A 14,122-nucleotide genomic window follows, 5' to 3' on the forward strand; every position below is an offset into this window, starting at 1 on the left:
AAGCGCAGCGCCGTCAGTGCATGGCGGCTACCTGTGCGTGCTCGTCGACCGTAGCCAGTTGGTCACGCATGCCGCGAATCGCCTGCGCGCGATCGCTCGCGCCGAATACGGCCGACCCGGCAACGAACACGTCCGCGCCCGCCTCCGCGATCCGCGCGATGTTCGACGCCTTCACGCCGCCGTCCACTTCGATCAGCAACGGCCGCCCGGTGCGCTGCATCGTCGTGTCGACGCGCTCGCGCAAGAGCCGCAGCTTGTCGAGCGTTTCGCCGATGAACGCCTGGCCGCCGAAGCCCGGATTCACCGACATCACCAGCACGACATCGAGCATCTCCAGCACGTGATCGAGCACCGCGAGCGGCGTGGCCGGATTCAGCGCGAGCCCCGCGCGCGCGCCGTGCGAGCGGATCAGCTCGATGGTCCGATGCACGTGCAGCGTCGCCTCCGGATGAAAACTGATCAGGTTCGCGCCGGCCTCGGCAAACCCCGACACCAGCGGATCGACCGGCGTGGTCATCAGATGCACGTCGAACGGCAGCGACGTGTACGGCCGGATCGCCGAGCACACGAGCGGGCCGACCGTCAGGTTCGGCACGTAGTGGTTGTCCATCACATCGAGATGAATCCAGTCCGCGCCGGCCGCCGTCACGTCGCGAATCTCGTCGGCGAGCCGGGCAAAATCCGCCGACAGCAGCGACGGAGCAATCAGGAATTCGCGCATTGCGTTCTCCGTGCCAGTGGCGTTAGTGGTAGCGGGTCGCCATCGTGTCGAGCGGCAGCGGCTTTATGCGCGCCGCCTGCCCCGCGCAACCGAACGCCTCGAAGCGCTCGACGCAGATCGCGCTCGCCGCCGCCGTGGCGGCCTTCAGTGCCGCGCGCGGATCGAACTCCGAGCGCGCGTTGGCGAGCGACCTGCGCATCGCACCGCTCATCGCGAGACGGATGTCGGTGTCGATATTGACCTTGCGCACGCCGTGCGCGATGCCGCGGCGGATTTCGTCGACGGGCACGCCGTAGGTGGTCGGAATCTCGCCGCCGTACTCGCGGATCACCGCGAGCCATTCCTGCGGCACCGACGACGAGCCGTGCATCACCAGATGCGTATTCGGAATCCGCGCATGGATGTCGGCGATCCGGTCGATCGCGAGGATGTCGCCGGTCGGCTCGCGGCTGAACTTGTACGCGCCGTGCGAAGTGCCGATCGCGATCGCGAGCGCATCGACGCCAGTCGCGTCGACGAAGCGCCGCGCTTCGTCCGGGTCGGTCAGCAGGTGCTCGCGCGTCAGCTTGCCTGCTGCGCCGACGCCGTCCTCTTCACCCGCGGTGCCGGTTTCGAGCGAGCCGAGACAGCCCAGTTCGCCCTCCACCGACACGCCGACCGCATGCGCGGCGTCCACCACGCGCCGGCTCACGTCGACGTTGTAGTCGTAGGCGGCGGGGGTTTTCTGGTCGGGCAGCAGCGAGCCGTCCATCATCACCGACGTGAAGCCCGAGCGGATCGCCTGCTGACACACCGCGGGGCTCGCGCCGTGGTCCTGATGCAGCACGAGCGGAATGTCCGGGTGCGCTTCGAGCGCGGCGAGCACCAGATGACGCAGGTACGGCTCGCCCGCGTACTTGCGCGCACCGGCCGACGCCTGCAGGATTACCGGGCTATCCGTGGCCTCGGCCGCGCGCATGATCGCGTGAATCTGCTCCATGTTGTTGACGTTGAACGCGGGCACGCCGTAGTCGTGTTCGGCCGCGTGATCCAGCAGTTGCCGCAGGGTGATGAAGGCCATTGCGTGCTCCTCGATATGAAATGAAATCTCCTCAGGCTCGGGCGGCCGCGCTCAACGCGCCCGGTCGAGCACACGGCGCGCTTCGTCGATCACCGCCTGCGCGTTCAGCCTGAAATGCTCGAACAACGCGGCGGCCGGGGCCGATTCGCCGAACGTATCGATGCCGACGACGCCGCCGTCGAGCCCGACGTATTGCCGCCAGAACGCGCGCACGCCCGCCTCGATCGCGACGCGCGGCACACCCGGCGGCAGCACGGCGTCGCGCCACGCGCGCGGTTGCTGGTCGAACGTCGTGGTGGATGGCATCGACACGACGCGCGCGGCGATGCCGACGGCTGCGAGCGGCGCGATTGCATCGAGAGCAAGAGAAACTTCCGAGCCGGTGGCGATCAGAACGACACGCGCCGGTTGCAGCTGCCCGTCTTCCTCTGGCCAGTCGCGCAACACATACGCGCCACGCGCGATCGCGGCGATCTGCTCCGCGGTTCGCGTGACGAAGCGCAGGTTCTGCCGGCTCAGCAACAGACACGACGGCCCATCCCGTTCGACCGCGCCGACCCACGCCTGCGCGGTCTCGACGGTGTCGCACGGACGCCAGACGTCGAGCCCCGGAATCAGCCTGAGGCTCGCCGCGTGCTCGACCGCCTGATGCGTGGGTCCGTCTTCGCCGAGGCCGATCGAGTCGTGCGTGAACACGAAGATCGAGCGCGTCTTCATCAGCGCGGCCATGCGCAGCGCGTTGCGCGCATAGTCGGAGAACGTCAGGAACGTGCCGCCGAACGGCAGGTAGCCGCGATGCAGCGCGATGCCGTTCATCACCGCGCTCATGCCGAACTCGCGCACGCCGTAGTGCACGTAGTTGCCGCCGCGTAGTGAGTTTTCATCGCTGCGCACGTCGAGCGCGCCCGGCCAGTCCGTCAGGTTCGAACCGGTCAGGTCGGCCGAGCCGCCGAGCAGTTCCGGCAGACTGCGCGCGAGCGCGGCGATCGCCTTTTGCGAAGCCTTGCGCGTCGCGATCGATTCGGCCGCGCAGTCGGCCGCACGCAGCAGCGCGCGAACCGTGTCGTGCCAATGCCCGGGCAGGCTGCCCTGCACGCGGCGTTCGAATTCGGCGGCCTCCATCGGATAGTGCTGACGATACACATCGAAACGCTCGCGCCACTCGGCTTCGGCGGCGGCACCGCGCTCGCTCGCGTCGAAGCTCGCGCGGATTTCGTCGGGAATCTCGAACGGCGGATGCGGCCAGCCGAGAGCGCGGCGTGTGCGTTCCACCTCATCGGCGCCGAGCGGTGCGCCATGCACGTCGTGCGTGCCTGCCTTCGACGGCGCGCCCTGGCCGATCACCGTGCGGCAGCAGATCAGCGTCGGCCGGCCGGTGGCGCGCGCCGCGTGCAACGCACGATCGACCGCGTCGACGTCGTGGCCGTCCACCTCGCGCACCACATGCCAGCCGTAGGCCACGAAGCGCGCGGGCGTGTCGTCGGCGAACCATTGCGCGACGTGGCCGTCGATCGAGATGCCGTTGTCGTCGTACAGCACCGTCAGCTTGTCGAGCTTCAGCGTGCCCGCGAGCGACGCCGCTTCGTGCGAGATGCCCTCCATCAGGCAGCCGTCGCCGACGAACACGTAGGTGCGGTGATCGACGATCCGATGCCCGGGCCGATTGAACTCGCGCGCGAGCAATGCCTCGGCGAGCGCCATGCCGACGCCGTTCGCCAGCCCCTGGCCGAGCGGCCCGGTGGTCGTTTCAACACCTGGTGTGACGCCCACTTCAGGATGCCCCGGCGTTTTGCTGTGCAACTGGCGAAAGCGCTTCAATTCGTCGACGGCCAAGTCGTAGCCCGTCAGATGCAACAGTCCGTACAGCAGCATCGAACCATGTCCGTTCGACAGCACGAAACGGTCGCGGTCGGGCCACGCGGGATTGCGCGGGTTGTGCTTCAGATGCCGGTCCCACAACGCGACCGCGATCTCGGCCATGCCGAGCGGCATGCCCGGATGTCCCGACTTCGCGGCTTCCACCGCATCGATCGCGAGCATGCGCAGCGCGTCGGCCATCGAGCGCGTGGCGGGTGCGTCAAGCGGTTGCGCGACTGCACTCATCGAATCTCTCCTTGCGAAATAAGCCCCGGCATGCGCCGGGTGCGCTTCGTAAAAACGTCAGGCGCGCGAGCGGCGGTCGATCAGTTGCAGGATCATCGGCGTGAAGATCAACTGCATCGCGAGTCCCATTTTGCCGCCCGGCACGACGATCACGTTCGGGCGCGACATGAACGAGTCGTGCAGCATCGTCAGCAGATACTGGAAGTCGATGCCCTTCGGCCGCGCGAAGCGGATCACGACGAAGCTTTCGTCGGGCTGCGGAATCTCGCGGGCGGTGAACGGATTCGACGTGTCCACGGTCGGCACGCGCTGGAAATTCACATGCGTGCGCGAGAACTGCGGGCAGATGTAGTTCACGTAGTCGGGCATGCGCCGCAGGATCGTGTCGACCACCGCTTCGTGCGTATAGCCGCGCATCGTCTGATCGCGGTGCAGCTTCTGGATCCACTCGAGGTTGATGATCGGCACGACACCAATCAGCAGATCCGCATGCCGCGCGATATCGACCTTGTCGGTCACCGCCGCGCCGTGCAGCCCTTCGTAGAACATCAGGTCGGTGCCGGACTCGACCTCCTCCCACGGCGTGAAGGTGCCACCGTCCTGCTTGTAGAGCAGCTCTTCGGCCGCGTCGTGCACGTAGTGGCGAAACTGCCCGCTGCCGTTTTCGCCGTAACGCGTGAACAGCGTTTCGAGTTCTTCGAGCAGGTTCGCTTCCGGCCCGAAGTGGCTGAAATTCGGCACGCCGTCGCGTTCGCGCTCCTGCATCGCCGCGCGCATGCCGTTGCGGTCGTAGCGATGGAACGCGTCGCCTTCGACGATCTGCGCATTGATGTGCTCGCGTCTGAAGATATGCATGAAGCTCTTCATGACGGTGGTGGTGCCCGCGCCGCTCGAGCCGGTCACCGCGATGATCGGATGTTTGACTGACATTGCGTTTGTCTCCGGATGACTGTGTTCTTCGTGCCGGGCGTCGCACACGCCGGGCGTCGCACGCCTTGCGCCGTACGCACCTGCGGTCAGTCGCTCATCACGCCGTGAAATCCGGCAGGAACAGCGAGCGCGTGCCGAACAGCGGCGACGTGAACGGTTTGTCCTCGCCGCGATCGTATTCGCCGTGATAGCGCGCAATGCGCTCGACCTCGTTCTTCGAGCCGAGAATCACCGGCACGCGGCCATGCAGCGCGCGCGGCGCGACGTCGAGAATGCGCTCGCGGCCGGTGATCGCGAGGCCACCCGCCTGCTCGACCAGAAAGCTCATCGGGTTCGCTTCGTAGAGCAGGCGTAAGCGCCCTTCCATCGCCGGCGTTTTCGAATCGCGCGGGTACATGAAAACGCCGCCGCGCATCAGGATGCGATGCACTTCCGCGACCATCGACGCGATCCAGCGCATGTTGAAGTCGCGCGCGCGGCAACCGCTGCGGCCGTCCTTGCATTCCTGCACGTAGCGGCGCACGGGCGGCTCCCAGAAGCGTTCGTTCGATGCGTTGATCGCGAACTCGCCGGTTTCCTCCGGAATCCGGATGTTCGAGTGCGTGAGCACGAAGTTGCCGATATCGCGCTCGAGCGTGAAACCGTGCGTGCCGTTGCCGACCGACAGCACCAGCATCGTCGACGGTCCATACACGGCGTAGCCGGCCGCGAGCTGTTCGCAGCCGGGCCGCAGGAACGCGGCTTCGCTCGTCGCATCCTCCTTCGGATCGCGCGTGCGCAGCACCGAGAAGATCGAGCCGACCACGCCGTTGATGTCGATATTCGACGAGCCGTCGAGCGGATCGAACGCAAGCAGATACTCGCCGCGCGGATAGTCCGGCGGAATCGCGTACACGTGCTCCATTTCCTCGGACACCATCGCGGCCAGCAAGCCATCCCACTCGCATTGCTGCAGGAAGATGTCGTTGGTCGAGACGTCGAGCTTCTTCTGCTCCTCGCCATGCGTGTTGACGGTTTGCGCGGAGCCGTAGTTGCCGCCGAGCGCACCCTTGGTCAGCATCGCCGAGATCGATTTGATGGCGGCCGCCACGTCGATCAGCAGCGCGGAGAGTCCTGCCGTGTCCCGCGTGCTTTCCGTACACGGCGGGCGATCGAGCGTGTCGATCAGGAACTTCGAAAGTGTCGTGCGTCCGTCCTGCATGGCGTTCTCCCTGGATGGTGTCGTGATTCAGCCCGGCGGCGCCGTGACGGCGCGCGCGGTGGAAGGCAATGACGAGGACGGCGGCGGCTCGTCGAACACGCGGCTCGCGCGCACGTCGGCGGCGTCGATCAGCGTCAGCGTGGCGGCGTCGATCGGCTCGCCGCCTTGCAAGGCGCTCGCGAACAGGCGATTCGCCTGGCGTAGCCGCGCGCGATCGAGCGCATTGCGCACCGAGCGCGCGTTGGCGAAATTCGGTTGACGGATGCGGCGCGCGAGATAGTCGGCGAACGCGCGGCGCGACGCGGCATCGAAGCGGTAGTGCATGGTGCCGAGCATGCGCTCGGCGATTTCGAGCAGTTCGGTTTCCTCGTAATCGGGAAACGTGATGTGATGCGCGATGCGCGAGCGGAAACCCGGATTGCTCTCGAAGAACACTTCCATCCGCGACGCGTAACCGGCCAGAATCACGACCAGGTCGCTGCGCTGGTTCTCCATCGTCTGCAGCAGGATCTCGATCGCTTCCTGCCCGTAGTCGCGCTCGTTCTCCGGGCGATACAGGTAGTACGCTTCGTCGATGAACAGCACGCCGCCCATCGCGCGCTTGAGCACGTCGCGCGTTTTCGGCGCGGTGTGACCGATGTACTGGCCGACCAGATCGTCGCGCGTGACCGACACCAGATGATTGCGGCGGATGTAGCCGAGCCGGTGCAGCACCTCGGCCATGCGCAGCGCGACCGTCGTCTTGCCGGTGCCGGGGTTGCCGGAAAAACACATGTGCAAGGTCGGCGCGCCGCCCGCGATACCCAGCGAAGCCCGCGCACGTTCAACCAGCAGATGCGCGGCGACCTCGCGAATGCGCGTCTTAACGGGCGCGAGCCCGACCAGGTCGCGATCGAGTTCGCCGAGCACGTCGCCGATGCCCGAGTCGCGGTACAGCGCCGCGAGGTCGATGTGGGGCGCGGCGGCCTCGCTGTGCGCGATGGACGCGGGGAGTGCGTCCACGATGGCGGCGTCTGTCATTGTTCCTCCTTGCTGCCGGTTGTCGTGTGCCTGATTGCGTGATCGGCGGGTCAGCCCGACGCGCCATAACGCTCGCCCGCCGGCTGCTCGCTCGCATAGCCCGTCATGCTGTAGCGCTGCGTGCGCCCCCGCGCGTCCTGGCGCAGCAGCCGGAAGCCCGGCTCCACGTCCGGCCGGTTGACGATGAACGACAGGCGCATCGTCTCGAAGGTGCGCACCGAATCGAACGCATTGACCTTGATGTAGTGCTGCGGCCGCGCCTCGCGGCAAGCCCTGACCTCCTGCAATACGCCAGCGGCGTCGTGCAGGTCGAACATCGGCAGGCCCCACATTTCCCAGTACGTGTTGCGCGGATGCGGGTCGTCGGTGAATTCGACCGAACAGGCCCAGCCCTGGCGCAGCGCGTAGTCGATCTGCAGGCCGATTTCCTCGTCGGTCAGCTCGGGCAGAAATGAAAACGTTCCTTGAGTGATACGCATGACGAACCTCGTTGATTGATGTCGCGTTCAGAACGGCGTCAACGATGCCCCGCGCGGTGCCGTGGCACCGCGTTGCGGATGCGCTCGTGAAGCGCTCGCGGGAAAAGCCCGGTTCAGTTGACGGCTAGGCCGCCGTCGGCGTGGCGGCGAAATCGGGCGTATCGGTCGACGCGTAGTTGAAGGTCACGTCGCGCCACGTGTCGAGCGCCTGCTTGAGCGGCGTGCACCAGCGCGCGGCGGCTTCGAGCACGTCGGGCCCTTCCTGCAGAATGTCGCGGCCCTCGTTGCGCGCTTTGACCATCGCTTCGAGCGCGACGCGGTTCGCGGTGGCGCCGGCCTGGATGCCGGCCGGATGGCCGATCGTGCCGCCGCCGAACTGCAGGATCGCGTCGTCGCCGAACAGGTCGAGCAGCTGATGCATCTGTCCCGCGTGAATCCCGCCCGAGGCGACCGGCATCACCTTGCGCAAGCCGGCCCACGGTTGATCGAAGAACAGGCCGCGCGACAGGTCGACCGCGTTGTGCGCGTCGCGGCACACGTTGTAGTAGCCCTGCACCGACAGCGGATCGCCTTCGAGCTTGCCGACCGCGGTGCCCGCATGCGCATGATCGACGCCCGCCATGCGCAGCCATTTGGCGATCACGCGAAATGAGATGCCGTGATTGCGTTGCCGCGTGTACGTGCCGTGCCCCGCGCGATGCAGGTGCAGGATCATGTCGTGCTTGCGGGCCCAGCGCGACATCGACTGGATCGCGGTCCAGCCGATCACGAGGTCGATCATCACGATGCACGAGCCGAGCTCCTTCGCGAATTCGGCGCGCTCGTACATGTCCTCCATCGTGCCGGCCGTCACGTTCATGTAGTGACCTTTCACCTCGCCGGTTTCGGCCTGCGCGCGGCTCACCGCTTCCATCGCGAACAGGAAGCGGTCGCGCCAATGCATGAACGCCTGCGAGTTGATGTTCTCGTCGTCCTTCAGGAAATCGAGGCCGCCGCGCAGGCCTTCGTAGACCACCCGTCCATAGTTCTTGCCCGACAGACCGAGCTTCGGCTTCACGGTCGCGCCGAGCAGCGGCCGCCCATATTTGTCGAGCCGTTCGCGCTCGACGACGATGCCGGTCGGCGGCCCCTGGAAGGTCTTCAGATAGGCGACGGGAATGCGCATGTCTTCGAGCCGCAGTGCTTTTAGCGGCTTGAAGCCGAACACGTTGCCGATGATCGACGCGGTCAGGTTCGCGACCGAGCCCTCTTCGAACAGATCGAGCTCGTAAGCGATATACGCGAAGTACTGCGGCTCGTCGGCGCGCGACACCGGCACCGGCTCGACGCGGTACGCCTTCGCGCGATACATGTCGCAGGCGGTCAAGCGGTCGGTCCACACCACCGTCCACGTCGCGGTCGACGATTCGCCAGCTACCGCGGCCGCCGCTTCCTCGGGTTCGACACCGGGTTGCGGCGTGATGCGAAAGAGCGCGATCACGTCGGTCTCTTTCGGTTCGTAATCCGGTTGCCAGTAACCCATCTCGCGGTATTTCATCACGCCTGCCGCGTACCGCTCGCGCGGATTGTGCGGATCGCGCGCTTGACGTTCGGGCTGGATCGGCGGTTGACTGAAATCGTTCATGACGTGTCCTCGAAGGTGGCAAGCGCACTGCCGGAAGAACGAAGCGCTTGAGTTGCACTGTAGGCACGGACACGCCCAAGGTGAATTCACGATTTTATTTGGCAGACTTAACGGATCGATTATCGCTATCACATCGTTAGTTTCTTTTTCACGCCATGAAACGGCAATGGGAGCAGAATGGGTCGGTGAGTGAGGCGGGCACGGCGTGACAGCGCAATCGGATCAGCGAAAACGCGATGGAACACTTTGCTTCGTTTTCGCCACACCGCGCGGCCGCTTGCGTCTGGCAACCCGCGCGAGCGCCATGGCGTGGCGCAATTCGCTGAGCGCTGTATTAGCTCTCGAATGCACGCCCGCCTGGCCGGCCGGCACACGCACAGGCATGGAGATTGCGTGATGCGGGCTGCCGTCGACACCGGGCATGAAATTTCGCCGGGCCGGCGGCTCAGAGCAGTTCGAACCGCAGTTCCAACCGCAGTTTCAACCGAAGGAGGAAGCACGTATGCAATGGACGACTCCGAGCTACACCGACGTACGCCTCGGTTTTGAAATCGTGATGTATGTCGCTACGCGTTAAGCCCGCAATCGGGCCGCACGCCGCGGCCCCTTTGCGGTTCCCGTTTGTGTTTGACCTCTGCTGACGGCCGGCCTTCCGGCGCTGTCGGGACACACGTTCCCAACCATGATCCACGAAACGATCGTCACCACGGCAGCGTGCGATGGCCGTCCTCATATCGCGCCGATGGGTGCGCGCTACGAGGGCGAGCGCATCATCCTTTCGCCTTTCCGTCCGTCGGTCACGCTCGATAACATCGTGGCGACGCGCGCGGCCGTGCTGAATTTCACCACCGACGTGCGCATCTTCGCGGGCTGTGTCACCCACTGCGCGACCGATTGGCCGACCGTGGCCGCGTGCCGCGTCGCGAGCGTGCGTCTGACCGAATCGCTGGCCCATGCCGAGCTCGAACTCGACGAGCTGCGCGACCACGCCGAGCGCCCCGTGCTGGTGATGAAATGCGTGCACCGCGAAAACCACGCGCCGTTCCTGGGCTTCAACCGCGCCCAGTCGGCGGTCGTGGAAGGCGCGATTCTGGTGAGCCGGCTCTTCATGCTGCCGGCCGACAAGGTCGATCGTGAAATGGCGTATTTGCAGATCGCGATCGACAAAACCGCCGGCGACAACGAGCGCACCGCATGGGACTGGCTCGTCGCCGCGATCGCGCGCTACCGCGCGAGTCTGGAAGGAGCGGCCGATCACGCCGCCACGTCCGTCCATCAATAAACCCGTTTGCCGCGGAGAACCCCGATGACCGCATTGCTCGCGAGCGTCCGCTCGGATGACGAAGCATTCGACGCCGCACGCGCCGGCGCCGAGCTGATCGACCTGAAGGAACCGAACGACGGCGCGCTCGGCAGCCTGCCGATCGGCGCCATCACGAACATCGCGCGACAGCTGCGCGCGCGCTACCCGGTCAAGCCGATCAGCGCGGCGATCGGCGACGTGCCGGCCGATGCGTTCGACGAGATCGCCGCGCGCGTGATCGACGTCAGCGACGCCGGCGTCGACTACGTGAAGGTCGGCGTCGCGCGCGGACCGGCCGCGCGCCGCTGCATCGAGCAGCTCGCGAGTCTGCCGGCCACCGTCGTGCCGGTGCTGCTGTGCGACGGCGGCATGGACGACGAGCTGGTCAGCCATACCGCGACGCTCGGCTTTGCGGGCCTGATGTTCGATACCGCGAGCAAGGACGGCGGCACGCTGTTCGACCACGTCGACGCCGACTCGCTCGCGCGCTGGTTGCGGCTCGCGCGCCAGCGCGGCGCGATGGTGGGCATCGCGGGCTCGCTCGGCTGGGCGCAGCTGCCGCAGATCCGCGCGCTGGCGCCCGACGTGGCCGGTTTTCGCACCGCGCTATGCGCCGACGGGCGCCGCTCGCGGCTCGATCCCGAGCGCGTCGCGCAATGGGCGGCCGCGTTGCATCGGCCGGCTGGAGACAGCCGCGTCGATGGCGGCGCGCCGTTGCCGGGTTCGACGAGCGCGACGCGGCTCTAGCCGGCGCTCACATCACCGGAATATTCAGCAAACGGTCGCGCATCAGCGCGACATTGCTCTTGTCGAGCAGTTCGACCACATAGTTCGCATCGTTCACGTAGTCGACGAACTTGCGGTCGACCACCCCCGACGCGGCCAGCGTTTCGAGCGGATCGTCGACGGCGATCGGACAGGATTTGACGACCACCAGCCGCTCCGCGTTGAGCATCGTCGATAGCCAGGCGGCGAGGCTGTCCGAGGTCGTGTCCCAGTTGCTCATCGCGTCGGGCGTGTCGCGCATCAGCGCGGTCGGCACCCATACGGCGACATGGCCGTCGCGCAACGTGCGGCGAATCTTCGCCTCGCTCGACGCGATCACCAGTTCGGGCGAGACGCCCTGCATCAGCAGCGCGTATTGCGTCATCGCGAGCAGACACATGTTGTGCGCGGCCAGATCGTCGAAATTCCATTCGCCCTGGTACTGCCGCACCTTGTCCGCGAAATCGCCGCCGCCGGGCACGATCACGACGCGTCCGCCGCCGACTTCGCATAGCTCGCTGAGCCAGTGGCGCAGTGCCGGGTCGTGACTCAGGCTGCCTCCGATCTTGACCACCCACATGACTGTTGCCCTCGCGTCCAGTTGAGTGCCCGGCCGGGTCGCGTCGTTGCGCAACCATGTTCATCACCGAACTTGTCCCGCTCGTCCAATCGTCAACACTCTGCTTCTTTGCGCTGCTCGTGCGCTGGCGCGCCACGTGTTCGCGCAGGTGCGCGTATCAATTCATGCCGCGCGCGCGGCGACGCCACGCGCGCCTCGCCGCTCGGCTGCCGGTTCGCGCGCCGCCAGCAGCGCGACCGCCACGCTCGGCGCGCAGGTCGCCGCCCATGCCGCACAGGCATCGGGCACGCCCGCCAACGCGCCGAAGTCGATATAGCCGCGCGCCTCATCGCGCGCCAAAGCGGCGACGAGGAACCGGCCGCAGCCGGCGCCCACCAGCGGCGCGGCAACGAGCGCCGGCTGCGCGGCAACCACCCGCATCAGATTCGCGCCGATTTCGCGCAGCTGCAGCGCGCGCCAGCGCTGCGCAAAGTGCAGCCATTCGAGGTCCGACGCGTCGCGCGCGTCGTGCCCGATCATCCGCGCGAGCCGCGCGCGGCTCGCCACCTTCGTCTTCGGCCCCTGGTCGGCGCTCGGCTGCACGTCGTGCAGCGGGTCGAGTTCGCCCGTCAGCCGGTAGACGTCGGCGGTCGTCGCAAACCATTCGTTCATCACGTTGAGGGTGGCGCCGCCGAATTCGATCCGATGCGCGACGCCGCACAACGGCGTGCGCACGACGCCGTGATACACGAGCTCGCCGCTCGCAAGCCGGCCCGCGTCGGTCGCGGCACGCGCGACGACGCGGCCGTCGACGATCGGAATGATGTCGGTGGTGGTGCTGCCGATGTCGACGAGCAACGCATTCGTCATGCAGGTAGCGACCCAGTTCGCGGTCGCGAGCCAGTTCGCCGATGCGACGTGACGCCAGCCGGCCGCGCAGTCGTCGGCGGCGAGCCAGCCCGCGTCGCCGGCATAGAAACGCAGTGATGAACCGAGCCGCTGCGCGAGCGCGGCTACGATCGCGCGCACGCCTTCAGCGCGATCCGCGAACAGGTCGACCATTTCACCGGTCATCGTCACCGCATGCTGCGCGGCGTCCGTGCGGGCCTGCGGCCAGCGCTCGAAAACGAGGTCGATCGTGCGATGCAGATGGTCGAAGCCCTGCCACAGCGGACACGCCCATTGCACGACGTCGAGCACGGCGCCACCGCCGTCCACGAGCGACACCTTCACATGCGCGCCGCCGACATCCCAGCCGAACCGCGCCGCCGGCCTCGAGCGGGCGGGGCTCAAGGGCGCACCTCGAGCGTCGGCGAATTGGCGCGCGGCGCGCCGCAGCGCTCGATGCGCACGCCATGCGCGGCCAGCAGCGCGCGCGTCAGGCCGCTGCCGCGCGCCGCCGACAGCCCCGCATAAGCGACCGTCAACCGTGGATTGACTTCGATCACGACCGGGCCGCGGTGCGGATGCCATACGACGTCGATGCCGACGAAGCCGCGCAAACCCGGGATCGCGCGCGCGACGCGATGCGCGAGCGTGTCGAGCGCGCGGCCCATGTCGCTGTGCTGGTCGATCTGATCGACCAGCACGCCGTCGAACTCGACGATCCGCGCAACCTCACCCGACGCGTCGCCGCCACTCAGCCCGATCTGCTGACGGTTGATGCTGAGGAGCTTGGTGGCGTCGCCGCGGCAGATCAGCGACAGGCTCAACGGCTCGCCGTCCACCCACGCCTGCAGCACCGGATTGCGCCCGGCGGCCGCGCGCGCGTCGTATTCGGCACAGGCATCGGCGAAGCGCTCGTACACGATCGTGTCGAGGCCGCCCGCGCCGTCGTCCGGTTTGACGACCCAGCGGCCCGCATGCTGCGCCGCATGTTGCGCCGTGTTTTGCGCCGTCGTGTCGCCCGGCTCCAGCGCCGGTGTCGTCGCAATCCCATGCGCGGCGAGACACGCCGCGGTCGCGCTCTTGCTCGACGCGACGCGGATCGCTTCCTTCGCGCAGCCGAGCCAGCGCGCGGTGCCGACCGCATCGTGAAAGCGCAGCAGCAGGCCGTCGCATTCCGGCGCGACGATCCACGCGTAATCGTGCTGGCGCGCCGCGCGCGCGACGAAGGCCGTCATCGATTCGCCGGGCGCCGCCATACAATGGGCGGCGCCCGCGCCCGGCGTTTCGAAGCGCGAGGTCGCGAAGCTAACGTGCACGCCGTCCAGTTCACGCAGCGCGGCGACCAGCGCGTCGCGCATCACGCGTCCTTCGACGATCAGCGCGCTCAAATCGGCGAGACTGCCCGCGGCGGCGAGCTCGGGGTCGATGCCCCCGCCGGTGAGATACTCGTAGACAAAGATCTTGGTCAA

At 67.1% G+C, this 14,122-nt stretch carries 14 protein-coding genes; 3 read left to right on the forward strand and 11 right to left on the reverse strand.

Annotated elements, in window-relative coordinates; genetic code table 11:
- Positions 1-13 precede the first annotated feature (13 nt).
- From rpe to L0U84_RS32125, 8 genes are all read right to left on the reverse strand, one after another.
- Complete coding sequence (gene rpe, locus L0U84_RS32090; RefSeq protein WP_233856075.1) at positions 14-721, reverse strand: ribulose-phosphate 3-epimerase; 708 nt, start codon at positions 719-721, stop codon at positions 14-16.
- A 22-nt stretch (positions 722-743) separates the two neighbouring features.
- A complete protein-coding gene (gene fba / locus L0U84_RS32095) occupies positions 744-1,781 on the reverse strand; it encodes a class II fructose-bisphosphate aldolase (RefSeq protein ID WP_233856076.1) in 1,038 nt (345 codons plus the stop codon).
- Positions 1,782-1,832: 51 nt separating this feature from the next.
- The gene (gene tkt, locus L0U84_RS32100; RefSeq protein WP_233856077.1) at positions 1,833-3,884 is read right to left on the reverse strand and encodes a transketolase; all 2,052 of its coding nucleotides are present in this window, start codon (positions 3,882-3,884) and stop codon (positions 1,833-1,835) included.
- A gap of 57 nt (positions 3,885-3,941) precedes the next feature.
- The gene (locus L0U84_RS32105; RefSeq protein WP_233856078.1) at positions 3,942-4,814 is read right to left on the reverse strand and encodes a phosphoribulokinase; all 873 of its coding nucleotides are present in this window, start codon (positions 4,812-4,814) and stop codon (positions 3,942-3,944) included.
- Between the two features lie 97 nt (positions 4,815-4,911).
- Complete coding sequence (locus L0U84_RS32110) at positions 4,912-6,015, reverse strand: class 1 fructose-bisphosphatase (protein WP_233856079.1); 1,104 nt, start codon at positions 6,013-6,015, stop codon at positions 4,912-4,914.
- Positions 6,016-6,042: 27 nt separating this feature from the next.
- The gene (gene cbbX, locus L0U84_RS32115) at positions 6,043-7,035 is read right to left on the reverse strand and encodes a CbbX protein (RefSeq protein WP_233856080.1); all 993 of its coding nucleotides are present in this window, start codon (positions 7,033-7,035) and stop codon (positions 6,043-6,045) included.
- A 50-nt stretch (positions 7,036-7,085) separates the two neighbouring features.
- The gene (locus tag L0U84_RS32120) at positions 7,086-7,514 is read right to left on the reverse strand and encodes a ribulose bisphosphate carboxylase small subunit (RefSeq protein WP_233856081.1); all 429 of its coding nucleotides are present in this window, start codon (positions 7,512-7,514) and stop codon (positions 7,086-7,088) included.
- 124 nt (positions 7,515-7,638) lie between these two features.
- Entirely contained in the window at positions 7,639-9,138 is a 1,500-nt protein-coding gene (locus L0U84_RS32125; RefSeq protein ID WP_233856082.1) for a form I ribulose bisphosphate carboxylase large subunit, read from the reverse strand.
- A gap of 502 nt (positions 9,139-9,640) precedes the next feature.
- On the opposite strand from L0U84_RS32125, the gene pqqA reads away from it, so the two are divergent.
- From pqqA to L0U84_RS32140, 3 genes are all read left to right on the forward strand, one after another.
- Positions 9,641-9,715 (forward strand): pyrroloquinoline quinone precursor peptide PqqA, encoded by a 75-nt coding sequence (gene pqqA, locus L0U84_RS32130; protein ID WP_113062024.1) that lies wholly within the window; start codon positions 9,641-9,643, stop codon positions 9,713-9,715.
- 105 nt (positions 9,716-9,820) lie between these two features.
- Positions 9,821-10,420 carry a DUF447 domain-containing protein gene (locus L0U84_RS32135; protein WP_233856083.1) on the forward strand — a complete coding sequence of 200 codons (600 nt, stop codon included), beginning with the start codon at positions 9,821-9,823 and terminating at the stop codon, positions 10,418-10,420.
- A 24-nt stretch (positions 10,421-10,444) separates the two neighbouring features.
- Positions 10,445-11,188: a (5-formylfuran-3-yl)methyl phosphate synthase gene (locus tag L0U84_RS32140; RefSeq protein WP_233856084.1), complete on the forward strand. Its 744-nt coding sequence runs from the start codon at positions 10,445-10,447 to the stop codon at positions 11,186-11,188.
- Between the two features lie 7 nt (positions 11,189-11,195).
- On the opposite strand, the gene L0U84_RS32145 is transcribed toward L0U84_RS32140, so the two are convergent.
- From L0U84_RS32145 to L0U84_RS32155, 3 genes are all read right to left on the reverse strand, one after another.
- A complete protein-coding gene (locus L0U84_RS32145) occupies positions 11,196-11,786 on the reverse strand; it encodes an amino acid kinase family protein (protein ID WP_233856085.1) in 591 nt (196 codons plus the stop codon).
- A gap of 162 nt (positions 11,787-11,948) precedes the next feature.
- The gene (locus L0U84_RS32150) at positions 11,949-13,058 is read right to left on the reverse strand and encodes a hydantoinase/oxoprolinase family protein (protein WP_233856086.1); all 1,110 of its coding nucleotides are present in this window, start codon (positions 13,056-13,058) and stop codon (positions 11,949-11,951) included.
- Positions 13,055-14,122 (reverse strand): ATP-grasp domain-containing protein, encoded by a 1,068-nt coding sequence (locus L0U84_RS32155; RefSeq protein WP_233856087.1) that lies wholly within the window; start codon positions 14,120-14,122, stop codon positions 13,055-13,057. Before L0U84_RS32155 ends, L0U84_RS32150 begins: the two co-directional genes overlap by 4 nt.

The sequence above is a fragment of the Paraburkholderia sp. HD33-4 genome (assembly GCF_021390635.1).
Lineage (GTDB): Bacteria > Pseudomonadota > Gammaproteobacteria > Burkholderiales > Burkholderiaceae > Paraburkholderia.